General features: G+C 61.5%; 22 protein-coding genes. 12 read left to right on the top strand and 10 right to left on the bottom strand.

Going from position 1 to position 23,454, the window contains the following annotated elements:
- Position 1 precedes the first annotated feature (1 nt).
- The 6 genes from DCS96_RS13445 to DCS96_RS13420 all read left to right on the top strand — a co-directional run bounded on the left by DCS96_RS13445 (position 2) and on the right by DCS96_RS13420 (position 5,639).
- A complete protein-coding gene (locus tag DCS96_RS13445; protein ID WP_116474906.1) occupies positions 2-643 on the top strand; it encodes a YjfK family protein in 642 nt (213 codons plus the stop codon).
- Between the two features lie 243 nt (positions 644-886).
- Positions 887-1,303, top strand: coding sequence for a DUF350 domain-containing protein (locus tag DCS96_RS13440; RefSeq protein ID WP_116474905.1), 417 nt, complete (start codon positions 887-889; stop codon positions 1,301-1,303).
- 10 nt (positions 1,304-1,313) lie between these two features.
- Positions 1,314-1,931 carry a DUF1190 domain-containing protein gene (locus DCS96_RS13435; RefSeq protein WP_116474904.1) on the top strand — a complete coding sequence of 206 codons (618 nt, stop codon included), beginning with the start codon at positions 1,314-1,316 and terminating at the stop codon, positions 1,929-1,931.
- A complete protein-coding gene (locus DCS96_RS13430; protein ID WP_116474903.1) occupies positions 1,931-3,097 on the top strand; it encodes a glutathionylspermidine synthase family protein in 1,167 nt (388 codons plus the stop codon). Before DCS96_RS13435 ends, DCS96_RS13430 begins: the two co-directional genes overlap by 1 nt.
- A gap of 146 nt (positions 3,098-3,243) precedes the next feature.
- A complete protein-coding gene (locus tag DCS96_RS13425) occupies positions 3,244-4,752 on the top strand; it encodes a thymidine phosphorylase family protein (RefSeq protein WP_116474902.1) in 1,509 nt (502 codons plus the stop codon).
- A complete protein-coding gene (locus tag DCS96_RS13420; RefSeq protein ID WP_116474901.1) occupies positions 4,749-5,639 on the top strand; it encodes a ribose-phosphate diphosphokinase in 891 nt (296 codons plus the stop codon). The genes DCS96_RS13425 and DCS96_RS13420 overlap by 4 nt, the downstream gene beginning before the upstream one ends.
- Here DCS96_RS13420 and DCS96_RS13415 read toward each other — a convergent pair.
- Entirely contained in the window at positions 5,636-6,991 is a 1,356-nt protein-coding gene (locus DCS96_RS13415; protein ID WP_116474900.1) for an MBL fold metallo-hydrolase, read from the bottom strand. The two genes, DCS96_RS13420 and DCS96_RS13415, sit on opposite strands and share 4 nt — an antisense overlap.
- Before the next feature lie 386 nt (positions 6,992-7,377).
- Here DCS96_RS13415 and DCS96_RS13410 point away from each other — a divergent pair, with 386 nt between their 5' ends.
- The 3 genes from DCS96_RS13410 to DCS96_RS13400 all read left to right on the top strand — a co-directional run bounded on the left by DCS96_RS13410 (position 7,378) and on the right by DCS96_RS13400 (position 9,143).
- Positions 7,378-7,719 (top strand): hypothetical protein, encoded by a 342-nt coding sequence (locus tag DCS96_RS13410; protein WP_116474899.1) that lies wholly within the window; start codon positions 7,378-7,380, stop codon positions 7,717-7,719.
- A 101-nt stretch (positions 7,720-7,820) separates the two neighbouring features.
- Positions 7,821-8,612, top strand: coding sequence for a universal stress protein (locus DCS96_RS13405; RefSeq protein WP_116474898.1), 792 nt, complete (start codon positions 7,821-7,823; stop codon positions 8,610-8,612).
- A 150-nt stretch (positions 8,613-8,762) separates the two neighbouring features.
- Positions 8,763-9,143 carry a VOC family protein gene (locus DCS96_RS13400; protein ID WP_116474897.1) on the top strand — a complete coding sequence of 127 codons (381 nt, stop codon included), beginning with the start codon at positions 8,763-8,765 and terminating at the stop codon, positions 9,141-9,143.
- 205 nt (positions 9,144-9,348) lie between these two features.
- Here the strand turns inward: DCS96_RS13400 and DCS96_RS13395 are convergent, their stop codons facing one another.
- The 3 genes from DCS96_RS13395 to DCS96_RS13385 all read right to left on the bottom strand — a co-directional run bounded on the left by DCS96_RS13395 (position 9,349) and on the right by DCS96_RS13385 (position 11,945).
- Complete coding sequence (locus DCS96_RS13395) at positions 9,349-9,957, bottom strand: LysE family translocator (RefSeq protein ID WP_116474896.1); 609 nt, start codon at positions 9,955-9,957, stop codon at positions 9,349-9,351.
- Positions 9,958-10,056: 99 nt separating this feature from the next.
- Entirely contained in the window at positions 10,057-10,986 is a 930-nt protein-coding gene (locus DCS96_RS13390; RefSeq protein ID WP_116475031.1) for a LysR family transcriptional regulator, read from the bottom strand.
- A 107-nt stretch (positions 10,987-11,093) separates the two neighbouring features.
- Positions 11,094-11,945 (bottom strand): bifunctional allantoicase/(S)-ureidoglycine aminohydrolase, encoded by an 852-nt coding sequence (locus DCS96_RS13385; RefSeq protein ID WP_116474895.1) that lies wholly within the window; start codon positions 11,943-11,945, stop codon positions 11,094-11,096.
- Positions 11,946-12,112: 167 nt separating this feature from the next.
- Between DCS96_RS13385 and DCS96_RS13380 the strand changes: the two genes are divergently transcribed.
- Positions 12,113-12,988 carry a LysR substrate-binding domain-containing protein gene (locus DCS96_RS13380; RefSeq protein WP_116474894.1) on the top strand — a complete coding sequence of 292 codons (876 nt, stop codon included), beginning with the start codon at positions 12,113-12,115 and terminating at the stop codon, positions 12,986-12,988.
- A gap of 173 nt (positions 12,989-13,161) precedes the next feature.
- On the opposite strand, the gene DCS96_RS13375 is transcribed toward DCS96_RS13380, so the two are convergent.
- The 5 genes from DCS96_RS13375 to bioH form a co-directional block, all read right to left on the bottom strand.
- The gene (locus tag DCS96_RS13375; protein WP_116474893.1) at positions 13,162-13,878 is read right to left on the bottom strand and encodes a YebC/PmpR family DNA-binding transcriptional regulator; all 717 of its coding nucleotides are present in this window, start codon (positions 13,876-13,878) and stop codon (positions 13,162-13,164) included.
- Positions 13,879-13,937: 59 nt separating this feature from the next.
- The gene (locus DCS96_RS13370; RefSeq protein ID WP_116474892.1) at positions 13,938-17,297 is read right to left on the bottom strand and encodes a response regulator; all 3,360 of its coding nucleotides are present in this window, start codon (positions 17,295-17,297) and stop codon (positions 13,938-13,940) included.
- Positions 17,298-17,309: 12 nt separating this feature from the next.
- Positions 17,310-18,959: a Glu/Leu/Phe/Val dehydrogenase dimerization domain-containing protein gene (locus DCS96_RS13365; RefSeq protein WP_116475030.1), complete on the bottom strand. Its 1,650-nt coding sequence runs from the start codon at positions 18,957-18,959 to the stop codon at positions 17,310-17,312.
- Between the two features lie 159 nt (positions 18,960-19,118).
- Positions 19,119-19,841: a ferredoxin--NADP reductase gene (locus DCS96_RS13360; RefSeq protein WP_116474891.1), complete on the bottom strand. Its 723-nt coding sequence runs from the start codon at positions 19,839-19,841 to the stop codon at positions 19,119-19,121.
- 218 nt (positions 19,842-20,059) lie between these two features.
- Complete coding sequence (gene bioH / locus DCS96_RS13355; RefSeq protein ID WP_116474890.1) at positions 20,060-20,824, bottom strand: pimeloyl-ACP methyl ester esterase BioH; 765 nt, start codon at positions 20,822-20,824, stop codon at positions 20,060-20,062.
- A gap of 32 nt (positions 20,825-20,856) precedes the next feature.
- On the opposite strand from bioH, the gene DCS96_RS13350 reads away from it, so the two are divergent.
- Both DCS96_RS13350 and nfuA read left to right on the top strand, forming a co-directional pair.
- Positions 20,857-21,552, top strand: a complete 696-nt coding sequence (locus DCS96_RS13350; protein ID WP_116474889.1) for a ComF family protein — start codon at positions 20,857-20,859, stop codon at positions 21,550-21,552.
- A 70-nt stretch (positions 21,553-21,622) separates the two neighbouring features.
- Positions 21,623-22,201: a Fe-S biogenesis protein NfuA gene (gene nfuA / locus DCS96_RS13345; protein WP_116474888.1), complete on the top strand. Its 579-nt coding sequence runs from the start codon at positions 21,623-21,625 to the stop codon at positions 22,199-22,201.
- A 248-nt stretch (positions 22,202-22,449) separates the two neighbouring features.
- Here the strand turns inward: nfuA and gpsA are convergent, their stop codons facing one another.
- Complete coding sequence (gene gpsA, locus DCS96_RS13340) at positions 22,450-23,454, bottom strand: NAD(P)H-dependent glycerol-3-phosphate dehydrogenase (RefSeq protein ID WP_116474887.1); 1,005 nt, start codon at positions 23,452-23,454, stop codon at positions 22,450-22,452.

The raw sequence follows: 23,454 nt of genomic DNA, 5'->3' as shown, positions 1-23,454 counted from the left end.
CATGTTCGACTGGCTGAAGAAAAAACTGGCTGCCGATGAACCCCGGGGCGAACCGCCCCCCGAAGTGCTGGGTCTGCGCCTGGGGGGCGGCGTCGAGCTGGATCCGCTCAAGCTGTCGTTGCTCGAGGGCCAGGTGACCTTCGAGGGGGCGGCCGGTACCCAGCTGATCCAGGCCGTGGGCCGGGTGATCCTCGATGAAAGCCATCAGCTGTTGCGCTTCTATACCGATGACGACGGCTTTATCCAGGTGCTGCTCGATGGCGGCACCACGGATGACTGCGTGGCCGAGGTCAAGCTCTGGTATTTTTACCAGACCCGCCCGATAGACGATGACCCGGCCTGGGAGGCGCTGCTCGACCGCGAGCTGGTGCAGCCCGACTGGACACTGAACGGCCAGCGCTTTACCAAGGCCTGGGACAACACCCGGCCGGTGGCCATGACCGAAACCACCTGGCTCAAGGACGGCAGTTGCAGCGAAACGGACCAATTTGTGATGATCTACGATCGGCCCCTGGCCGGAGACGCGGTGGAAGTACTGATGGTGGCGGCGGAAGAAAAAATCCACCAGCAGCAGGCCGAACGCAGCCTGATCATCAGCACGGGGATCGATTTGACCCCCACCGATTTTAAATTTATCAGCTAGTTAGCGGTATAAATATACCACTGAGTCAGACAGCAGTCAGAAGCCGACAAGCAGACCCTCCACGCCAGGGCCGGAAAATGCTCCTGCTGTTCCGGCATTCCCGCCATCCATGGCGGTCGGTCGCGTGGCGGAGCCCCCAAGGATGGGTTTACGGCGTGTCTGCGTTCGCTTCTGACTGCTGGCGCACCAACGCTCAATCTGGCTTTATTACAATGACTATCAGCGCCTGGCGTAAGGAAACCTATGGAAGCCTTAATCAGTTCTCTCTCGGGCCTGGGGCCCTTCTTGTTGTACTTTTCCCTGTCGATCCTGATGCTGCTGCTGTTCAAGTGGCTGTACGTGTTCGTCACCCCCTATGACGAATGGAAACTTATCAAGGAAGACCAGAACCTGGCGGCGGCCATCGCCCTGATCGGCGCCTTTGTCGGCTTCTCGCTGGCGGTCGCCAGCGCCGCGGCCAACTCGATCTCGCTGCTGGACTTCGCGGTCTGGGGCATCATAGCGCTCATCGCCCAACTGCTGGCCTTTGCCATCGTCCGGCTGCTGTTCCTGCCCAGGATCGCCGAACGCATCAACGAGGGCCAGGTCTCGGCCGGCGCCGTGGTCGGTGGCCTGTCGGTCGCCGTCGGGCTGCTCAACGCCGCCTGCATCACCTACTGAGGGGGCCGATATGAAACGTTCCAAACGCCAGCTGCTGACTCGCATGGCGGATCGCATCGGCAAGCCGGTGGGCGCCGCCATCGCCGGTTCCGTGCTGCTCAGCGCCTGTGGCCAAAAGGATCCTGAAGTGCAGGTCTATCGGTCGCCGGATGATTGCCGCAACGACAACCCGTCCCTGGCCGAGCAATGCCAGGTCGCCTATCAGCAGGCATTGGCGGAGGCCGCGGAAACCGGCCCCAAATATAACCAGCGACAGGACTGCGAGGCCGACTTCGGCGGCGGCAGCTGTGTACCCTATCAATACCAGGGCAACAGTTGGTTTATGCCGGCGATGGCCGGCTTCATGTTCGGGCGCATGCTCGATCAAAATCGCTATATCCACACCCCCGTCTATACCTCCCGCAACCCCTACTCGCCCTACTACGGCCACTGGAGCACCGCCAACGGCTACCGGCTGGGCAAGGCCAGCTATGGCAAGCGGATGCCGGTGAGCAAGGAGGCGCTGGCCCCCAAACCCAAGGTCACCCGCACCATCTCCCGCGGCGGCTTCGGCTCCAGCGCCCAGGCCAAAAGCAGCTGGAGCAGCAGCAAGAGCAGCCGTTCCAGTTCCCGCAGCTGGGGCGGCTGATGCTGAGGGTCAGTCATCGGGAGCGTCCACACTGGCGTACCCAGGCCGAGCAGCTGGGATTCGGCTTTCATACCATGTATGGCGAACCCTACTGGGACGAAACCGCCTACTACCGCTTCACCCTGGCGCAGATCGAACGGGATATCGAAGACCCCACCGCCGAACTGCACCAGATGTGCCTGGAAGTGGTGGATCAGGTGGTGCGCGACGAACGCTGGCTCAGGCGGTTCAGCATCCCCGAAGCCCGGTGGCAGGGGGTGCTGGATTCCTGGCAGCGACGGGATCCCAGCCTCTATTCCCGGCTGGATCTTGCCTATACCGGCCGGGGCCCAGCCAAGCTCTACGAGAACAACGCCGACACCCCCACCAGCCTGTTCGAAACCGCCTTCTGGCAATGGCTGTGGCTGGAAGATAATGTCGATGCAGGACAACTGCGTCGGGATGCGGATCAGTTCAATATCCTGCAGGAACGACTGGTGGCCCGCTTTGCCGCACTGGCGGCCAGCCGTCCGGGAAAGCGGCTGCATTTTGCCTGCTGCCGGGACACGATCGAGGACAGGGGCACGGTGCAATACCTGGAAGACTGCGCCCGGGAAGCCGGGCTGGACACCGCCTTCGTGCACATCGAAGACATCGGTCTGGGAGAAGGGGGCTGGCTGACCGACACGGCTCACCACACCATCGACTGGCTGTTCAAGCTCTACCCCTGGGAATTTATGTTCCAGGAAGAATATGCCACCCGCCTGGAGTCCAGTCGAGTGGATTGGCTGGAGCCGCTGTGGAAGTCGGTACTGTCCAACAAGGCGCTGCTGCCGCTGTTGTGGCAACGGTTTCCCGAGCATCCCAACCTGCTGCCTGCCTATTTCGGCGATGATCCCAAACAAAGCGAGCTACGGGAGTATGTGCGCAAGCCGCTGTTTTCCCGCGAAGGCGCCAACATCAGTGTGGTGCGCAACGGTGAGCTGGTAGCCGAGGTGGACGGTCCCTATGGCGAGGAGGGCTATATTGTGCAGGCCTACCACCCGCTGCCCAAATTCGGCGACTACCATGCTCTGATCGGCAGCTGGCTGGTGGACGACCAGCCCGCCGGCATCGCCATCCGCGAAGACACAGGACTGATCACCCAGGACATGTCCCGCTACCTGCCCCATATTATCCTCGACTGACATGCCTGCCGGGCCGACGCTTGTCCGGCCCTCCCGGCGCCGGATAAATGGCCTGCTATTGTCGGCCGAGAAACATGCAGGGTGACGGTACACCCCCTAGGCTTTAAGGACCGGGGAGATATCCCGCCTTGCACAGGGTCTTTGCCATGTCCGATGTTCACTCGTTAACCGCGATAGCAATGGGCATAGACACCCACCAGGAGCCGGTGGTGTTTATGCGCGCCGACTGCGAGGTGTGTCGCGCCGAGGGCTTCAACGCCAACACCCGCATCCAGGTCGGCCTGGGGGACTGCACCATTATCGCTACCCTCAACGTGGTCACCGAGAGCGTGCTGCCCCCCGAACATATCGGTTTTTCCCACATTGCCTGGCAACGCATGGCCCTCAAGGGGGGTGAGCGGGTCCGGGTCAGCCATGCCCCCGTGCTCCATTCCATGAGTGCGGTGCGCAAGAAAATCTACGGCCATACCCTGTCATCCAGGGAGATCCACGACATAGTGGCGGACATCGCCGCCCACCGTTACTCGGATATGCAGATTGCCAGCTTTATCACCGCCGGAGTCGACAGCCTCAATACCCAGGAAATCATCGCCCTGACCGAAGCCATGGTGGCCAGCGGCAAGCGACTGCGCTGGCCCGGGCAAACGAAACTGGTCGACAAACACTGTATCGGCGGCGTGCCCGGCAACCGCACCACCCCGATAGTGGTGGCTATCGCCAGCGCCGCCGGCCTGATCATGCCGAAAACCTCTTCCCGGGCCATCACCTCCCCTTCCGGCACCGCCGATACCATGGAAGTGCTGACCAGGGTTCGCCTCAGCCTGTCACAAATTCAGGACACGGTTCGCCAGGTCAATGGCTGCCTGGCCTGGGGTGGCGCCGTCAACCTCAGCCCCGCCGACGACATGTTGATCCGCATCGAGCATGCCCTGGACATCGACGGCATCGGCCAGCTGGTCGCCTCGGTATTGTCCAAGAAGCTGGCCGCCGGCTCCACCCATGTGCTGATCGATATTCCCGTGGGTCCCACCGCCAAGGTCCGCAATCAACGGGAGGCCAGACACCTCGCCACCCTGTTTGACACTGTGGGCCTGGCCCTGGGGCTGGAGATGCGCTGCCTGATCACCAATGGCGAACAGGCCATCGGCTATGGCATAGGTCCGGCGCAGGAAGCACAAGACATCCTGGCCGTACTCCACAATGAAACGCAGGCGCCCGTCGATCTGTACGAACGGTCGATCTTTATCGCCGCCAACCTGCTGAGCCTGGCGGGCCAGGAGACGCTGGAGGCCGCCGACACCCGGGCCAGGAATATCCTCGCCTCCGGCCAGGCCTGGCAGCAGTTCAAGCGGATTTGCGACGCCCAGGGCGGGCTGAAGCAGATCCCCCAGGCAGCCTGCCAGCTGGAACTGGGCGCCAGGCACAGCGGCACCCTGCTGGCCATGGACAACCGCCGCCTGGCCCGGCTGGCCAAACTGGCCGGCGCGCCCATTTCCCCGGCCGCCGGCTTGCGCCTGCACGCCAAGCTGGGTCAGGCGCTGGCCCGGGGCCAGCCACTGTTTACCCTCTACGCCGACAGCCAGGGGGAACTGGATTATGCGGCGTCCTATTACGCCGACAATCACGATCTGTTCATGATTGGAGAAGCGCCATGATCCCCCTACTGTTTTCCCCGGATACCGATCACCCGTTGTTTGCTCCGCTCTGCCGGGGACTGCATGCCGAGCCCGGCCAGCTGGAACAACGCCGTTTTCCGGACGGCGAAAGCTACCTGCGCATCGGTAACGAGATAAACGGACGCCCGGCCCTGGTGCTGGCGGCGCTGTCACGCCCCGACGACAAGTTCCTGCCCCTGTGTTTCCTGTGTGACACCCTGAGGGAGCTGGGCGCCAGCCAGGTGGGCCTGGTTGCCCCTTACCTGTGTTACATGCGCCAGGACTGTCGTTTTCATCCGGGCGAGGCGGTGACCTCGCGCACCTTTGCCCGGCTGCTGTCGGAACAGATAGACTGGCTGGTCACTGTCGATCCCCACCTGCACCGCTATCACAACCTGGACCAGATCTACCAGGTGCCCTGTACCGTGATCCAGGCAGCCCCCCTGCTGGCTCAGTGGCTGCGTGACCATCAGGAAAAATTGCTGCTGGTGGGGCCGGATGCCGAGAGTGAACAATGGGTGGCGCAAATCGCCGCCGAGAGCGGCCATGACTATGTGGTAGGGGAAAAACAGCGGCGTGGGGATCGGGATGTACAGGTCAGCCTGCCGGTGTTAACCGCATGGCGTGACCATAGCGCAGTGATCATCGATGATGTGATCGCCAGCGGCCAGACGGTGCTGCAAGCCTTGTCAGCCTTGCATGCTCAGGGCCTTCAGCGGGTGGATTGCGCCGCCATCCACGGGCTGTTTGCCGACCGAATCGAGCATAGGCTGGCCAGCCATGGCTTGCGCCGGCTGATCACCACCAATGCCGTTGCCCACCCCTCCAACACCATCGATCTGAGCCCGCTGTTATTGCCGCCGATACGGCAGCTACTGAATAACTAGACTGTCAGGATCCGCTGATATTCTCCGATCTCCACCTCATAAGGTGTGCTCCTTCGCAGATGATCGCGCATCGCCTCCAGCGCTTCGGGCTCGCCGTGCACCAGCTGGATACGGGTGTCCGGCGTCAGGGCCGATGCCGCCAGCCATTGCTGAAGCTCGATGTAATCGCCGTGCCCCGACAGCCCATGGAGCATCTCGATACGGGCGCGATTCGGCACCCAGTCGCCGTGGATCATCACGCTGTCCATCCCCTGGGACAGCTTGGCGCCTCGGGTACCGCCCGCCTGGAAACCGGTCAGTACCAGGGTGGTTCTGTGATCGGGCAGCAGTCGCTTCATATGGTGGAGGATACGCCCGCCCGTCACCATGCCGCTGCCGGCGATGATGATATGGGGGTAATGCTCATCGGCCAGCGCCCTGGACTGTTCAACACTGCGGATAAAGGTAATGGCCTGGTTCAGCTGCTGACAATCACCGTGGCTCAGCTTGTGCTGGTCGACAAAACGGCAATAGATATCGCTGACATCGATGGCCATGGGGCTGTCGAGAAACACCTTGAGCCGGGGAATACGCTCCTCACGCATCAGGGTCGCCAGCAAATACTGGATGACCTGAGCCCGGCCTACGGCGAAGCTGGGGATCAGCATGACACCGCCGCCGGCCACCGTTTCATTGACCAAAGTCGCCAACTGTTCGAGAGGATCCGTCGCCTCATGTCGGCGATCACCATAGGTGGACTCCAGCAACAGCAGATCCAGCTCGGGCAGCGGCCGGGGCGCCCGCATAAAGAGATCGTTCGGCCGCCCCACATCGCCGGAAAACCCCACCCGCTTGCCCTCGGCTTCGAGGATCAGGCTGCCGGCCCCCAGAATATGGCCGGCGGGCTGCAGATGCAGCCGCATAGGGCCAATATCCAGTTTGCGGTCAAACTCCAGGGTCTTGAACAGCTCCAGGCTGCGTTCCGCCGTTTTTCTGTCATACAAGGGTTCAGGCTTCTCATGCTTGCCCAGCTGATGACGGGTGAAGAACTTGGCGTCTTCTTCCTGCAGGTGGCCGCTGTCCGGTAGCAGCACGCCACACAGGGCGCGGGTCGCCGGATGACAATAGACGGGACCGCGGTAGCCTTGCCGATAGAGCACCGGAATATAGCCGGAGTGATCCAGGTGGGCATGGGTCAGCACGATGGCATCGAGCTTGCGGATATCCAGGGGCAACGGCTGTCGGTTACGCTCACGTAGCCATTTGTAACCCTGGTACAGACCGCAGTCCACCAGGATCCGGGTATCACCGCTACTGACCAGAAATTTGGAGCCGGTGACCGTTTGTGTAGCACCAAGAAAAGTGATCTTCACCCTGGTTCCCTCCAGTTGATGATGTTGGGCCGGGGACAAGCAGGAAGGCACAGTCCCCTTGACGCTGGCACACACCCTACGGCCGACCAGGCCAACGCCGCCATCTGCTATCAGTATTTATCAGTACGCCGTGTTTTTCCGCCCACTTTCCCGCCCGTGCGACACCGCCAGCCTCTCGTCGCCCCAAGCCGGCTATAGTTAATGTGAGTCCTGACAAGGCGCACGAGTATTAATCATCACCTTGCAGGCGGGCTTGATAGTCATGGGTACATAATGCCCGGGCCTGCTGTTCGATACCGTGTAAGGGCCATCGGCATGCAGCCCACCAGTGGGATTGTGTACCCTGTCATGATGCTGTTCGAGAGGGCACCCGACAGGAGCCTTGTATGTCATGCTTTTCCTGCCGTCGCTGGCGTGCCCGGCAGCTGTTTCTGGCTCTGGTCATGCTGCTGCCCATCGCAGCCCATGCCAGCAGCCCACGCTGGCTGGATATCACCCCCGGCGACCCTGGAATATATATCAGCGGTACGGTGCGCTACCTGAACCTGGAGGGCGGCCTTTATATCATTCGAGATATACGCGGCACCTACTACCATCCCATTAACCTGCCGACCGCCTTCCAGCAGGATGGCCTGGCGATAGAGGCCCTGGCCCGCCTGCGGGATAACAGCCAGTTGGGGATCCGGGTCGAACTGCTGCGCATCCGCCGGGCCAGCCGCCTCAAATAGCCGCAGGTCAGAAGAAAGCGGGCCTCACAACCCTGAACTATTCTTGGACTGAGGATAATCGTTGATGTCGGGCTGGATCAGCACCGCACTAAGGGGGAGTTATGTTCAGGCATTGCATCGCAGGCGTTGATTTTTCCGCCGGCTGGGACCGGGCCCGGGACCAGCTGACACGCATACTCCCCCTGCTGGGAATAGGGCAACTTACCCTGTTCCATGCGGACGAGCCCCATCACAGGACCCACAAGGAAGCCAACGCCTGCGCCAACCGCCGTACTCACCTGGAACAATTGGCGAAGGACATGGCAGAGTCCCTGGCAATACCGACAGAACCCGCCTACGTGTCGGGCTTCGCCGCTTCCTCCCTGCTGGAGATCGCAACCCGCCGGCAGGCCGGGCTGATACTGGTCGCCAACAACAGTCATTCCCGCGGGCAGGATTTCTTTATGGGTAATGTGGCGCTCGACCTTGCCCGCCAGAGCCGGCTGCCGCTGCTGATTATCCCGGTTGATCTCGGCCCCATCGATGACAACGCCCCCCTGCTGTTGGTCACGGATCACTCTCCAGCCTCCACCCGGGCACGGGCCTGCTTCACCGAGCTGCTGGGAAGCAAGCGCAGTGGCCGGGTGATGATAGTCAACAATCCGGAGCATCAGCTGGACTTCGAAGAGCTGAAGGCCGAAGAGGGATTTACCGCGGACAATGAACGCCTGGACATCGGCGTCGTCCTCGGCGATCCCGTGGATGATGTTTGCGATACCGCCAGTGAACTGAAAACACCGCTGATCGTGATCGGCAAGCATGGCAGCCCATCCGGCAACGAACCACCACTCGGCAGCGTGGCAGAAGGCATCTGCCGACGGGCAGCCAACCCGTTGCTGCTGATCCCCTCCTGAGCCTGGCCAGCACCCAGGTACGGCCTCGATACCGATCTGGAAAAATTCCCCGCCGGGCGGCTCGCCGCCTGATCGACTACATTGGCGGTCAGGCACAGGAAGGCGGAACGCGGTAACGGTGACTCCGGAACGATAACAAGGAGCATACTGATGAACAGCAACCCGGTAGTCTGGTTTGAGGTCTATGTGGCAGATATGGCGCGGGCCAGAAAATTCTATGAAGCCGTGCTGGCCGTAACACTGGAGCAGCCGGACAAGATGGAAGGAGACTGGCCGGAAATGTGGATGTTTCCGGGCAAAGAGGAGGGTACTGGCGCCTGCGGAGCCCTAGTAAAGATGGAAGGCTGCCCTCCCGGTGGCGGTGGTACCCTGGTGTACTTCAGCTGCGATGACTGTGCCGAGCAGGCCGGGCGGGCAGCGGCACACGGCGGGCACATAGTGCGCAACAAGTTTGCCATCGGCCCGTACGGCTTTATCGCCCTGGTGGCCGATACCGAGGGCAATGTGATCGGCCTGCACTCCATGCACTAGCTTTTCCCTAAGGCGATACGGGCGCTCACCCCCACCAACAGCAGCCCGGCACCGCCTCCTATCGCCCTGGTATAGTGACCGCTGCCTGACCGGATTTCCGTTTGCCGCGCCTGCTATTGGAGACGACATCAGCCACATCCGGCCCAGGGGTCAGGTTGAGTGACAGGCAGGCCAGGATAAACATCAGCAAGGTATTGAATTCCATTTAGAACACCACCTTCACCGCCAGCCCCAGCAGCACCAGGCCGCTCAATTTATCGATCACCCCCGATTTGGCCTTGAGCCAGACCAGCACGGGCCCGCGGGACAATGCCAGCGCCACCAGTACATACCAGAGCGCATCGATGCCGCCGGCGGTGAGCATCATGATCCCACCCTGTTGCCAGCCGGTGTCCGCCTGCACAAATTGGCTGAACAAGGCCACAAAAAAGATGGCCAGCTGGGGGTTCAGAAACGCCACCATAAAGCCCTCAAAGGCGCCCCGGCGGCTGTGCACCGCATGCAGGGCCTTGCTGCTTTCGCCAACGACCGGTTTGGCCAGCAGTGCGCGGATCCCCAGCCAGGCCAGGAAAGCGGCGCCGCCATAGCGGATAACATCAAACAACAGCGGGGTCCTGGTGATCAGCAGCGACAGTCCCAGGGCGGTGAGCAGCGCGTAGATACCCACCCCCAGGCCATGGCCCAGTGCCGTGGCCACCCCGTGTCCGTGCCCTCCTCTCACCGTATTGCGGATGACCAGCGCCAGGCTGGGACCAGGGCTGAGCGCCCCCATTACACAAATCGCCGCCAGCGCCAGCCAGCTGGAAAACTCCATTGCCCCACCCCTTTATTCGTGCTCTTCAATGACGTTCAGCTTAGTCTCGCCATAACTATGCACAAAGTGAAAGTTATGAATACAAGACATAACCAAAAACTATAGCCCGGTACGACTCTCGCGAGCGGTCCGTTGCAGATGGTCCCGTAAAAAAGGATAGGCCAGCTCCCGAAACCAGCGATGGGCCGGGTCCTGATGATGCCGTTGATGCCACATCAAATAGTATTGCTGGGGCCTGGTGGCGAAGGGCAGGAAGCCGTAGGTCAGGCCATGCTGCTGCGACAGCTGCCAGGCGATATGGGCCGGGGTGGTCATCAGGCAGTCGGTGCGGCAGAGCACCTCCACCGCCGCCTGAAAAAAGGGCACCCGGGCAAACCAGCGCCGGGCCAGTCCCCTGGGGGCCAGCACCCGTTCCACCGGGCTGTCTTTGTCACCACCGCCGCTCACCTGCAGGTGGGGCCAGTCAAGGTATTCCGGCAGGTCAATAGTCTTGCCTGCCAGCGGATGATGCCGACCCATCAATACCACCAGACCATCCTCGCCCTGATGCAGGCCACGGATCAGCTCGGGCACTTCGTTGGTGATGGTCGACACCATATCCAGATCCGATTCCCACAGGTTCGGCAGTTGGCGCTTGTCCCACAATACATATTCCAGGGTGGCCAGCGGCGCCTGGCGCGCCAGCTCGGCGCAGATATCCGGCAGTATGTATTGGGCCACATAATCGGACGAAGCCAACCTGAATACCCGCTTACAGCGGGCGGGAGCGAAGCCGGGAGCGGCATAAAGCCGCTCCAGGGCACCCAGGGAATCGGCCAGCTCCCGGGCCAATGTCTCGGCCCGGGGCGTCAGCAGCCAGCGCTGGCCCTCGCGCACCAGCAGCTCGTCGTTGAACTCGCTGCGCAACTGTGCCAGTTGTTTACTGATGGAGGGTTGGCTCAGGTGCAGCAGCTCGGCCGCCCGGCTGAGGTTGCGGGTATCAAGCAACACCTTGAGGGTGGGTAACAGGTTAAGATTGGCCTTGTGCACCATTGCGCATTCCATCATGGGTTTGCCGGCTATCTTAGGTCAGCCAATGGGCGTACAGGAAGGAAAAAGGGCGGCCCGAAGGCCGCCCTTTGCTTGGCAGATGCTGCTTACCTGCGATTGCCGCGATAGGCAGGGGAAGCATTCAGCACCATATGACGGTTGATATCCTTGTACAGCAGGTAGCGGAAACGGGTCGGGCCGCTGGCGTAGCAAGCCTGCGGGCAGAAGGCGCGCAGCCACATGTAGTCACCGGCTTCCACTTCAACCCAGTTCTGATTCAGATGGTATACCGCCTTGCCTTCGAGCACGTAAAGGCCGTGCTCCATGACGTGGGTTTCATCGAACGGAATCACGCCGCCGGGCTGGAAAGTCACTATGTTGACCTGCATGTCGTGACGCATGTCGGCAGAGTCCACGAAGCGGGTTGTTGCCCAGGCATCGTTGGTGTCCGGCATCGGCGTCGGTTCAATGTCGTTTTCGTTGGTCACGAAGGCTTCCGGTACATCGATACCGTCCACGAACTCGTAGGCCTTGCGGATCCAATGGAAGCGCACCGGCGCATCGCCGTTGTTCTTCAGAGTCCAGCTGGCACCCGGCGGCAGGTAGGCATAGCCACCGCACTGCATCTGGTGTTGCTTGCCTTCCAGGGTCAGGGTCATCTCGCCTTCCACCACGAACAACACGCCCTGAGCACCGCTGTCCAGCTCAGGCTTGTCGCTGCCGCCCTGGGGAGACACTTCCATGATGTAATGGGAGAAAGTTTCGGAAAAACCGCTCATCGGACGGGCAATGACCCACAGGCGAGTGTTATCCCAGAAAGGCAGGAAGCTGGTCACTATGTCGCTCATCACACCCTTGGGGATGATGGCGTAAGCCTCGGTAAAGACCGCGCGGTCGTTAATCAGCTGAGTCTGGGGCGGGAGACCACCGGTGGGGGCATAGTAGCTATTACGGGCCATGATATCTGTCCTTTGATACTAAGTGGCTGGCGTGCCGCCAGCAGGAGCCAGGCCCATGGGCCTGGCTGCATAAATGCTGAACATCTACGATTGTAGAGCATGGCCATTTGATTTATAAATTAAATAACCGAATGACAACCAGTGGATTTACCACTGATATGAGCATAATGAACCTGAATAACACCCTTGACCCCGTGCTGCTGCGCAGCTTTGTCGCCGTGGTCGACACCGGCAGCTTTACCCGCGCCGCCGACAGCACCCATCTCACCCAATCCACCGTCAGCCAGCAGATACGCAAGCTGGAAGCCCTGCTTGGCTGCGAGCTGTTGCACCGCAAGGGCCGTTACGTTACCGCCACCCTGGAGGGCGAGCGGGTACTAAGCTATGCCCGCCGCATCCTGCAGCTGATGAACGAGGCGGTGGCCCAGACCAGCCTGAGCGCCGAACAACAGAAGATCCGCCTGGGAGTCCCGGAAGACTTCGCCACCCACGCCATCATGCCTACCCTGTCCGCCTTCTCAGGCGAATACCCGGGTACCCGACTGGAGGTGAATAGCGGCCTGTGCAGCGATATCTGGCGCGAATTCCAGCGCAACGAGCTGGATCTGGCACTGGTCAAGCAGCGCCAGGGCAGCGCACCCGGCCTGGCCAGCTGGCCCGAACCCCTGTGCTGGATCGACAGCCTGCACGGCAACAGCCTCGACAACCACCCCATCCCCCTGGTCACCTTTCCCATCGGCGGCCTGTACCGCAGTGAAATGGCCCATACCTTCGACAGCCTGGGCCGCAGCTGGCGGCTGGCCTATGTCAGCACCAGCCTGTCCGGGGTGTGCTGTGCGGTGGAGGCGGGGTTGGGTATTTCGCTGCTGCCCCGGCGGCTGGTGACACCGAGCCACCGCATCCTGGATGAACAGGACGGCCTGCCCCCGGTGCCGGATCTGGAGCTGACCCTGCACGCCCAGGACAAACTCTCGGCCCACAGCAAGCTGCTGGCGGAGCGGCTGATCAGCGCCTGCGACGAAACCTTCAAGGCCACCCCATAACCCGCCCAACAGGGCGACAGGTGCAATGCCGAAACTGGCTCCCGCCTTAAACCCGGAGGTTAAGGCAGACGTAGCTTATGAATGCTACCGGCACACACAACAGGGGACAGCCCGTGGACTGTCCCCTGTTGTTTCATGCCGGGCAGCACCCTGCTCCCCCTTGACGACCGATATCAGTACTCGGCGTTGTGATAGACGTTCTGTACGTCATCCAGGTCGTTGAGCAGATCCAGGAAGCGCTCGAACTGGGCAACGTCGTCGCCGCTGATTTCAGTGGTGGTCTGGGGTACGAACTGGATTTCATCCACCTCGAAGTCGATGCCCTCGAAGGCTTCGATCAACGCCTGCTTGGCCTTGAAATACTCGGTATTGGGCGCAAACACGGTTATCTTGCCGTCTTCGCACTCGATATCGCTGACATCCACATCGGCCATCATCAATGCCTCAAGCACTGCCTCTTCATCATCGCCACTGAAGGCCAGGATGGCGCAGTGATCGAACATATGGCTGACGCTGCCCGGCGAACCTATCTTGCACTTGGTCTTGGTGAAGCACTGACGCACATCACCGAAGGTGCGATTGGGGTTGTCGCTGAGACAGTCGACAATCACCATGCAGTTGCCCGGGCCAAAGCCTTCATAGCGCGCCGGAGAATAGTCCTCCCCGCCACCGCCCCGGGCCTTTTCCAGTGCTTTTTCAATAACATGGCTAGGAACCTGGTCTCTCTTTGCACGATCTATCAGGCCCCGCAAGGACAGGTTGCCATCCGGATCCGGGCCGCCCGCCTTGGCACATACATAGATTTCACGGCCGTATTTGCCGTTGACCTTGGTTTTGGCGTTCGCCGTCTTGGCAATGGATTCTTTGCGGTTTTGATAGGCTCTGCCCATGGGATCGTCTCGTTTATCGTCAAAAGAAGGCGAATTTTACACCCAGATCCGACGCAGATCTATTTCCCATTGCCGCGACTGTGCCCGGTGGCGGCCCTGAGCGCGGGCTCCAGCTCGGCCAGGCACCGCGCCAAGCGCCGACGAACCTCGTCCAGGTTATCGAGGTCGCCGGCGCGGGCCTGGGTCTCGAGCTCCAGCGCCGCGACCCCAAGGGCCCTCGCCCCTATGACCTGGGCCGAGCCCTTCAGAGTATGCGCCGCCCGGCGCAGCGCCACCGCATCCCCCTCGGCACTGGTGGTGTCAATCGCCTGCATCAGCTTGGGGCACTCCTCGAGGAACAGCTTGGCCAGCTCTTCCAACAGCGCACTGTTACCTTCCAGGTTCTGTAATGCCCCGCCCCAGTCGAGACAGGGCTGATCACCGTCGGGTGCAGTCTGCCGCGGCTCGTGGGCCGACTCCGCCGTCGACCTGACCGGGGTCGCCTGCATGGGTGCGCCCCCACCGCCGGTAACCGCCGGAGCCTTGACCTCAACGGCATCGTAGAGCTCGGCGGCGCGAAACGGTTTGGTCACATAGTCATCCATGCCGGCGGCGAGGCATCGCTCTCGATCTTCCTTGGTGGCACTCGCCGTCATCGCGATGATCGGCACATGCTCTCCCTTGCCCCGTTCCAGCTCCCGGATTGCCCGGGTGGCCGCGAGACCATCCATCACCGGCATATGGATATCCATCAACACCACATCAAATTGCTGCCGGCGAACCGCATCGATGGCTTCCACCCCATTCTCGGCCAGCTCGACCCGATGACCTCGCTGACTCAGCAGATCGATGGCCACCTTCTGGTTGGTGAGGCCATCCTCCACCAGCAGCACCCGCCGTCGGGGCCGTTCGTCGTGCTCAGCGGCCACGACCGCCTGCCTGGCCCGGGTGGCGATTCCCAGGGCATCGCCGACGGCATCCAGCAGATCCGACTGCTTGACCGGCTTCAGCAGCAGGCGCGAAATCTGCAGCCGACGGCGCAGGGAAGCATCGCCGGAATGCCCCCCAGAGGAAAGCATCAGTATCTGCAGGGAGGCCAAGTCCGAACGCTCACGGATCCGGGCGGCCAGTTCAAAGCCGTCCATGCCCGGCATCATCACATCGAGCAGTGCCAGGGGGAAGGGATCGCCCCCGGCCTTGTCGAGCACCTCCAGCGCCTGCACCCCATCCTGCACCAGGGTCGGCCGCATGCCCCAGCCCAACAGTATCTCTTCCAGGATCATGCAGTTGGTGTGATTGTCATCGACCACCAACACCCGCTGGCCGTGCAAGGCGAGGGGCGGCAATGGGGCTTCGGGCCGCTCCGCCGCCAGGCCGAAATCGGCGCTGAATGAAAAGCAGCTGCCCTGCCCTCCGGGTCCGCTGTCGACCCGGATCTGCCCGCCCATCATCGCCACCAGCTGGGCGGCAATGGACAATCCCAGCCCGGTACCACCGCTGCGACGGGTGGTGGAAGTATCCGCCTGACCAAACGCCTCGAATATCCGCCGGCGTTGCGCCTCCGGGATACCGATGCCGGTGTCCCTGACCTCGAAGGCGATGCGCACCCCCTGTTCCTCGAGGGCCGCAAGACGCAGGTCGACCACGATTTCCCCACGCTCGGTAAACTTGATGGCGTTGCCGACCAGGTTCACCACGACCTGGCGCAGGCGCACCGGATCGCCGAGCAGCCGGTCCGGTATCCCGGCAGGGATATGCACCGCCAGCTCCAGGCCCTTCTCGTGCGCACGCAGGGCCAGGGTCTGCAGGGTATCACCCAGGGTGTCGCGCAGCTGGAACGCGATCGTCTCCAGCTCGAGTCGTCCTGCCTCTATCTTGGAGAAGTCGAGGATATCGTTGATCAGCGCCAGCAGGGTATCGGCTGATTTCTGGATGATGGCGACATATTCCGCCTGCTGCTCGGTCAGCTCGGTTCGCTCCAGCAACTCGGCGATACCGATCACGCCGTTCATCGGCGTGCGGATCTCATGACTCATGTTGGCCAGAAATTCGCTCTTGGCGATACTGGCCTGCTCCGCCAGATCCCGGGCCCGCTGCAACTCGCTCCGGGAACGGTGCAGCTCCTCGGTCTTGGCCTGCAGTGCCTTGGTTCGTGCCTCAACCCGCTCCTCCAGGTGGTGACGATGCTGCTCCAATTCGGTGATGTCCGAATAGACGGAAACATAACCACCATCGCCGGTGCGGTGTTCACTGACCTGGATGCACAAGCCGTCGCCGCGGGTAAATTGGTAAGGCCCCTTGGGGTTACGATGCCGGGCGAGGCGCTCCTCGATCCAGGTCTCGCCCGACGCATAGCCCAGCGGCACTTGCCCCCTGGCAGCCAACTCTCGCAGCAAGTCCTCGAAACGCATGCCGACTTCGACAACGTCAGCGGGCAGGACAAAATGATCTTTGAAGCGGGTGTTGAACAGCACCAGCCGATCTTCCGCATCATAAAGAGTAAAGCCTTCGGCGATGGACTCGATCGCCTCGGTCAGCCGATGCCGGGCCTCCTCGGTCATTCGTACCTGCGCTTCGAGGTGCTCGCGCTGCCGCTCCAGCTCGGTGATGTCGGTATAGATGGCCACCACACCGCCGTCCCTGGTGCGGCGTTCACCGACCCTCAGCTGCAGGCCATCGGCGCGTTTGATCTTAAATGACGGACCCGGATTGCGGCGCTGGGCCAGCCGCCAGGCTAGCCACTGCTGTGGTGTTTTCTCGCCGAGTTCGAGCAACTGTCGCTCGACCAGCACCCGGATCAGCTCCTCGAAGCGCATGCCCTCCCTGACGATATCGGGGACGGCGGAATAATCTTCACGGAAACGGGAATTAAATACGACCAGCCGATCGTCGGCATCATAAAGGGTGAAGCCCTCGGAGATGGATTCGATGGCTTCGCTCAGCTGCTGGTGGACCGCCTCAGCCCGGGCCTGTTCCGCCCTGGTCAGCTCTGCCTGCTCGGCCAGCTCGTCCTGCGCCCGGCGTCGTTCGGTAACATCGGTGATGAAGCCTTCCAGCGCCTGCAGTTCGCCATCGGCATCGAAAACGCCGCAGCCCTGTTCCCAGACCCATTTTTCGCTTCCGTCTCGCGTAAGGATGCGATATTCAGATTGGTAGGGGCGCCGCGCCTTGATGGCGGCCTGAACCCGGCTCCACAGCGCCTCCCGGTCCTCCGGATGCACCAGCTCGGCAAACGGCGGCCGGCCACGGATCAGCTCATCGGCGGGATATCCGGTCAGGGCATGACAGCCCTCGCTGAGAAACTCCATGGTCCATTGCCGGTCGTTACGGCCGCGATAAGCCATGCCGGGGAGGTTGGCCATCAGGGTGGCCAGCTGACGCCGGCTCTCACGCAGGGCTCGTTCGTGTTTGCGGTTGTTGTTGCCGGAATTCGATTGCATGATTCCCCCCTGTTACGGAAAGACTCCGCGCAACAGCTTGGCATCGGTGACCCGTTTCACGCCCTCAATCAAGGCTGCCGTACGCATATCAAGCTTCCTCTCCTGAGCAAGACGCAAGGTACGCTGGAAGGCATCGAGCAGTATCGTCTGTAGGCGGCCGTTGATTTCCTCCAGGGTCCAGGTCAGGTTCTGCATACCTTGCACCCATTCGAAATAGGATACGGTAACACCGCCGGCATTACCGAGAATGTCGGGCAGCACGAATATGCCCCGCTCGAACAGGATCTCGTCGGCCTCCAGCATGGTCGGACCGTTGGCCCCTTCGGCCAACAGTCGGCAGTTGATCCGTCCGGCGTTTTCAACCGTCACCTGGTTCTGCAGGGCCGCCAGCGCCAGCACGTCGCAATCGAGCTCCAGCAGCGCCTGATTGCTGATCGGTTCGGCGCCCGGATACCCCGCCAGCACCCGATGTTCGGCGACATAGGCGAGCAGGTCCGCCACCGACAGTCCTTCCGGACAATAAAGGCCGGTAGAGACGTCGCTGACACCGATGATCTTCGCTCCCGCCTCCGCGAGGAAACGGGCGGTATAGCTGCCGACGTTACCGAAGCCCTGCACCACGGCGGTCGCCTTGCCGAGCTCGAACCCCAGATGTGCCGCCGAGGCCTCGATCAGGTAGACCAGGCCGCGGCCGGTTGCCTCCTTACGCCCCAGGGATCCGCCCAGTACCACCGGCTTGCCGGTCACCACCGCCGGGACCGCATGGCCGACCTGTTGACTGTAGGTATCCATCAGCCAAGCCATGACCTGCTCGTCAGTGCCCATGTCCGGGGCCGGAATATCCTTGTCCGGACCTATGATGTCGATGATTTCGGCGGTATAGCGCCGGGTCAGCCGTTGCAGCTCCCGTTTGCTGAGGCTGGTCGGATCGACCCGCACGCCCCCCTTGGCGCCACCGAAGGGGAGCTTCATCAGGGCGCATTTCCAGGTCATCCACATTGCCAGGGCCGCTACCTCACCCAGATCGACGTCCTGGTGGTAGCGGATCCCGCCCTTGGTCGGCCCCATCGACAGTACATGCTGTACCCGGTAACCGAACACGGTTTCCACCTGGGATCTGTCATCACGGAAGAAGGGAAAAGACACCATCTGGGTACGCTGCGGAAACAACAACCGCTGGCGGATATTATCGTCCAGATCCATATACTGGGCAGCTTTGAGAAATTGCTGCTGGGCCAGCCGGAACATGGGGGAATCCCACTCGCCCCCCCGGGCCCGGGCCCGTGAAAGGGTATAACGAATCGAACGACTCAGGGCGGTACTCTTAAGACTGGACTTGACCAGGTAGTCGTAGGCGCCGGACTCCACCGCCCGTGCGGCCAGCTTGACGTCGTCGAGACTGGTGAGGATAACCACCGGCACCTGCGGGGCCGCCATACGCACCCGCAACAGGGTTTCCAGCTCCTGGCTGTCGGGCAGCACCAAATCCAACAACACCAGATCCACGTCTCCGCGCTCGAGTATATCCAGGCCATCGGCCAGGCATTCAACCGCCTCGACCTCGCACTGCAGCTGGGTGTCGGCCTTGAGCAATTGAAGGACCAGCCGGCTATGGAGCGGATTGTCTTCTATCAGCAGCAGATGAATGGGAAGCTCGACCATGGCAACGGCCCTCATGGCGCAAAACGGCAGGACACCAACCCCGTCATCACAGTTGCGTCCAATCCTGAAGCACATATACGCTAAGGGTAGGTCAGGCCCCAGGAGACCACCAGGGCCGGGCCGTCCATGGCGGCCGGCAACCAGCGGATCCACGGTGGATCAGTAACCAGCAAATTCCTCGGTACGGATATTATCCTCGTCGACTCCAGACTCGTTCAGCATCTGGCGCATGGCCTTGACCATGGCCGGCGGACCATCCAGATAAAAGACAGGCCGCGACAAATCATCCAGATAGCGTCTCAGCATGGCCTGATCGATATACCCGGTTTCCCCCTGCCAGTCGCGCCGTGATTTATCCATCTGGGTCATGGTGGCAATAAGTGTGCAGTTGGCGTGCTCTGCACAGGCCCGGGTCAGTTCATCCAGAAAGGCGGCGTCCTCGGGTCGTCGGTTGGCGTAAAATACTGTCAGCCGATGACCGGCCTCGTCGTGCAGGGCCTGCAGTATCATGCTTCTTACCGGGGTCACACCGATGCCGCCAGTAATAAACACCGCCGGCGTTTCGGCCTTGTTATGCAAAGTATAAGAACCATAGGGTCCTTTCAGGGTCAGCTCCTCACCCGGCGCCATGGCACTCAATACCCGCTTGAAGGCGCTGTCCCGTACCCGGGTAGCTACCATCAGCCCCTGTTCGTAAGGAGCACCTGCCAGCGAGAAGATACGACCGTTGCCCTCCTCATCGGTTTCCGGCGGATCAATCAGACCCAGACGGGCACATTGGCCGGCCTGAAAATCAAAGCCTGCCGGCCTGTCGAAATAGAACGCCAGGGTACCGTCGGCGATGGATTCTTTTCGCTTGAGCTTGAGGGTAAAGGTAGTCATGGCATGCACCTCCTTGTGGTCGTTCCCAGTATAGTGCAGCTGCACAACCAATATTCACTGACCCGCCCGGACGCATCGATGCATCACCCTGTTGCTCATGACCCGGTTATTCATGTTGAATGCCGCTATAAGGCATCCTGACCGGCTCACCAGGGTCAGGGTCCCTTATTTTAACGGTCAGACATGCTTAATTGTTCATCAGTGGCACTCCAAAAAACTCAGCCCAGCAGGAACTCCCGGATAACACGCGCCGTGGCCTCCGGGTGGGATATAAAGGGGGCATGGGAGGCCTTGGCCTCGATATGGCTCTGGCTGGCAGGCGCCAGTATGTCAACCAAGGCTGCCGTCTTCCTTGGCACCAGGCCGTCCAGCCGGCCGTAAAGTCGTAACAGGGGCGGCTCCAGTGACGTCAGCGAATCCCGCAGATCAACACTTCCCAGCAGCGCCAGACCTGCAGCCAACGCCAGGGGATCCGGGCCCGGCTTGCGGCTCAGGCTGTCACGCAGCCGGCGGATATCTTCCCGGGCATGCTCGCTGCCCATGGCCTGCAGCGCCAGAAAACGGTTGACCACCTGCATGTGGTCGTCGGCCAGTTGCCGCTCAAACTCCGCCAGTACCTCCGGCTTGATGCCGGGCCAGTCCGGCTCGGCCACAAACCGGGGAGAGCTGGCCAGGGTCACCAGATGTCGCACCCGCCGGGGCTGGCGCGCCGCCAGCTCGGTGGCGATCAGCCCCCCCAGCGACCAGCCCAGCAGGCTGGCCTGCTCGGGCATCACCTCCAGCACCGCCTGGGCCCAGTCTTGCAGATTCGCATCTGCCGACAGGGCCGGGCTTTCGCCGAAACCGGGCAGATCGATCATATGCAGGCAAAAGTCCTGCTCCAGCCACTCGGCAAATGAATGCCAGACAGCCCCGTTCATGCCCCAGCCGTGCAACAGCACCAGATCGGGTCCCTGCCCGCGACGCTCTATATATAAACTCATCTACACTCAACAAAAACCGGAAAACCTGGCCCATGATAAAACGCTTACGCGGCTTCGCACAATCCGGCTCCCTGTGGTGGGGGCAGTGCCTGCTCTGCCGGCAGGATTGCCGGCAACAGCCGTTGATCTGCCGCCAATGCCGGGAAGAACTGCCTGAACTGGAGCATCCCTGCCCACTATGCGCCTTTCCTCTGCCCCGGCCGGGCGCCACTTGTGGCCATTGTCAGCGCCACCCGCCCGCCTGGGATCGCATGCGGGTGCTGGCCGATTATGAATATCCCTTCGAACAACTGATCCAGCGACTCAAGTACCAACGCCAGCGGCTGGCCGGACGCCTGTTGGGGCAACTGCTGGCCGAACGGATCAGCCCGCCTCTGCCGGAGGCCATCTTGCCGGTGCCGTTGCACTGGTGGCGGCGGTGGCGAAGGGGGTACAACCAGGCGGAAGAGATAGCCCGGGGCCTGGCCAGCCGGCTACCTGTGAACATCGACTGCCACAGCCTGCGTCGAATTCGTGCCACCCCGGCGCAAGCCAGGCTGAGCCGGACCCGCCGACGGCAAAACCTGCGCCGGGCCTTTCAACTGTCCCCCGTGCACTACCGTCATGTCGCCTTGGTCGACGATGTGATTACCACGGGCTCGACCATGAACGAACTGACCGGACTGCTGCGTCGGCAGGGCGTAGCCGTCATCGAAGTGTGGGCATTGTGCCGAACTCTTGAACACTGACGCTATTCATCGACCGGCAACAAGAGTATGATAAAAGTTGAGTTGTTTAGTCAGGTTTACGAGGATAGCAATGATTACAATTTCAGAGACCGCCCAGGGTCACTTCCGCAAGCTCTTGTCGCAGCAACCGGAAGGCACAAGGATCCGTGTTTTTGTGGTCAATCCAGGCACGCCCAACGCCGAGTGCGGTGTCTCTTATTGCCCTCCTGATGCCGTCGATCATGACGACACGCATCTGTCTTTCGACGGTTTCGAGGCTGTAGTAGACCCACAAAGCGCGCCCTTCCTGGAAGCGGCGGATATCGACTTTGTCAGCGACCAAATGGGCTCACAACTGACCCTGAAGGCACCCAATGCCAAGATGGGCAAGGTGCCGGACGATGCTCCCCTGGCCGACCGTATAGAGTATGTGCTGCAGTCCCAGATCAACCCCGGACTGGCCAGTCATGGCGGCAAGGTGGTATTGACCGAAATCACCGAAGATGGCGTGGCCATTCTGCAGTTCGGCGGTGGCTGTAATGGCTGCTCCATGGTCGACTATACCCTGAAAGAAGGCATCGAAAAGCAGCTGCTGGAACTGTTCCCCGGTGAACTGACCGGCGTGCGCGATGCCACCGAGCATGAGCGCGGCGACCACTCCTACTACTGAGCCGCCGAAAGAAATGCAAAAGGGGAGCCGCGATGGCTCCCCTTTTATTTGTCGACTACACCTGATAACCACGGAAATCCGGCCACAGGGCCAACTCGACGCACCCATCCATACTCGCAGCAGCCATATATGACTGCTGCCGGTCGGCATAACCGTGCCCCTTGTCCGCCTGTATACGCATCAGCGTTGCCCGCCGGAGCTGTCTGGAGGCATGCTACCGATCCGCAGAACCGCCGGCTTCGACAGCGTTATTCCGCTTTGCGATCCCGTCCCAGCAGGTCCAGCGCCGCATCCCTGGCATTCTTGCCCTGGTACAGCACCTGATATACCTGCTCACAGATGGGCATTTCCACCCCATGACGGGCGGCCAGCTGGTGTACCTCATCGGCGTTGCGATAACCCTCCACCACTTGGCCTATTCCGCTGATAGCGGTCTGCACGTCCTGGCCCTGACCCAGGGCCAGGCCGAAGCGGCGGTTACGGGACTGGTTGTCGGTGCAGGTCAGCACCAGGTCGCCGAGACCGGCCATCCCCATAAAAGTTTCCTGTTCGGCACCCAGCGCTACTCCCAGGCGCTGCAACTCGACCAGCCCTCGGGTGATCAGGGCGGTACGCGCATTGGCGCCAAAGCCCAGTCCGTCCGACAACCCCGCGCCAATGGCGATCACATTCTTGACCGCGCCACCCAGCTGCAGGCCGACCATATCGGTATTGCTGTAGACCCGGAACGAACGGCCACAGTGCAGCTGGTCGGAGAGATCCCGGGCAAAGTCGGCATCGGTCGACGCCAGGGAAATCGCCGTGGGCAGGCCCATGGCCAGTTCTCTGGCAAAGGTAGGGCCGGATAACACCGCCAGCGGGATCTGCTCGCCCAGTATCTGCCGGGCGACATCCTGCAACAGGCAACCAGATTCGGGGTCCAGGCCCTTGGTCGCCCAGGCGATACGGCTGTCGTCCCTGAGATGGGGCTTGAGCTGCTTGAGCAGCCCGGCAAAGACATGACTGGGCACCACCAGCAACAGGTCGCGACTGGCCTGCACTGCCTTCGCCAAATCCGCTTCCGGTTCCAGGCTGTCTGGGAAATTTACATCCGGCAAAAAGACCTTGTTACACCGGTCGCTGGCCAGAGTGGCAACCTGCTCGGGCCTGTGACCCCACAACAGGGTGCGATGACCATTGCGGGCCAAGGCAATGGCCAGTGCTGTGCCATAGGAGCCGGCACCCAGTACTGAGATGGCGGCATCCGCTTTCAT

It is taken from the genome of Zobellella maritima, assembly GCF_003075035.1.
Lineage (GTDB): Bacteria > Pseudomonadota > Gammaproteobacteria > Enterobacterales > Aeromonadaceae > Oceanimonas > Oceanimonas maritima.
The sequence above is the reverse complement of the archived record's forward strand: the minus strand, read 5'-3'. Positions and strand labels throughout refer to the sequence as shown.

What these genes read in the sequence shown, in the direction of transcription:
- DCS96_RS13445 (WP_116474906.1), top strand. Translation starts at nt 2, where the DNA reads ATGTTCGACTGGCTGAAGAAAAAACTGGCTGCCGATGAACCCCGGGGC.
- DCS96_RS13440 (WP_116474905.1), top strand. Translation starts at nt 887, where the DNA reads ATGGAAGCCTTAATCAGTTCTCTCTCGGGCCTGGGGCCCTTCTTGTTG.
- DCS96_RS13435 (WP_116474904.1), top strand. Translation starts at nt 1,314, where the DNA reads ATGAAACGTTCCAAACGCCAGCTGCTGACTCGCATGGCGGATCGCATC.
- DCS96_RS13430 (WP_116474903.1), top strand. Translation starts at nt 1,931, where the DNA reads ATGCTGAGGGTCAGTCATCGGGAGCGTCCACACTGGCGTACCCAGGCC.
- DCS96_RS13425 (WP_116474902.1), top strand. Translation starts at nt 3,244, where the DNA reads ATGTCCGATGTTCACTCGTTAACCGCGATAGCAATGGGCATAGACACC.
- DCS96_RS13420 (WP_116474901.1), top strand. Translation starts at nt 4,749, where the DNA reads ATGATCCCCCTACTGTTTTCCCCGGATACCGATCACCCGTTGTTTGCT.
- DCS96_RS13410 (WP_116474899.1), top strand. Translation starts at nt 7,378, where the DNA reads ATGTCATGCTTTTCCTGCCGTCGCTGGCGTGCCCGGCAGCTGTTTCTG.
- DCS96_RS13405 (WP_116474898.1), top strand. Translation starts at nt 7,821, where the DNA reads ATGTTCAGGCATTGCATCGCAGGCGTTGATTTTTCCGCCGGCTGGGAC.
- DCS96_RS13400 (WP_116474897.1), top strand. Translation starts at nt 8,763, where the DNA reads ATGAACAGCAACCCGGTAGTCTGGTTTGAGGTCTATGTGGCAGATATG.
- DCS96_RS13395 (WP_116474896.1), bottom strand. Translation starts at nt 9,957, where the DNA reads ATGGAGTTTTCCAGCTGGCTGGCGCTGGCGGCGATTTGTGTAATGGGG.
- DCS96_RS13385 (WP_116474895.1), bottom strand. Translation starts at nt 11,945, where the DNA reads ATGGCCCGTAATAGCTACTATGCCCCCACCGGTGGTCTCCCGCCCCAG.
- DCS96_RS13380 (WP_116474894.1), top strand. Translation starts at nt 12,113, where the DNA reads ATGAACCTGAATAACACCCTTGACCCCGTGCTGCTGCGCAGCTTTGTC.
- DCS96_RS13375 (WP_116474893.1), bottom strand. Translation starts at nt 13,878, where the DNA reads ATGGGCAGAGCCTATCAAAACCGCAAAGAATCCATTGCCAAGACGGCG.
- DCS96_RS13370 (WP_116474892.1), bottom strand. Translation starts at nt 17,297, where the DNA reads ATGCAATCGAATTCCGGCAACAACAACCGCAAACACGAACGAGCCCTG.
- DCS96_RS13365 (WP_116475030.1), bottom strand. Translation starts at nt 18,959, where the DNA reads ATGGTCGAGCTTCCCATTCATCTGCTGCTGATAGAAGACAATCCGCTC.
- DCS96_RS13360 (WP_116474891.1), bottom strand. Translation starts at nt 19,841, where the DNA reads ATGACTACCTTTACCCTCAAGCTCAAGCGAAAAGAATCCATCGCCGAC.
- bioH (WP_116474890.1), bottom strand. Translation starts at nt 20,824, where the DNA reads ATGAGTTTATATATAGAGCGTCGCGGGCAGGGACCCGATCTGGTGCTG.
- DCS96_RS13350 (WP_116474889.1), top strand. Translation starts at nt 20,857, where the DNA reads ATGATAAAACGCTTACGCGGCTTCGCACAATCCGGCTCCCTGTGGTGG.
- nfuA (WP_116474888.1), top strand. Translation starts at nt 21,623, where the DNA reads ATGATTACAATTTCAGAGACCGCCCAGGGTCACTTCCGCAAGCTCTTG.
- gpsA (WP_116474887.1), bottom strand. Translation starts at nt 23,454, where the DNA reads ATGAAAGCGGATGCCGCCATCTCAGTACTGGGTGCCGGCTCCTATGGC.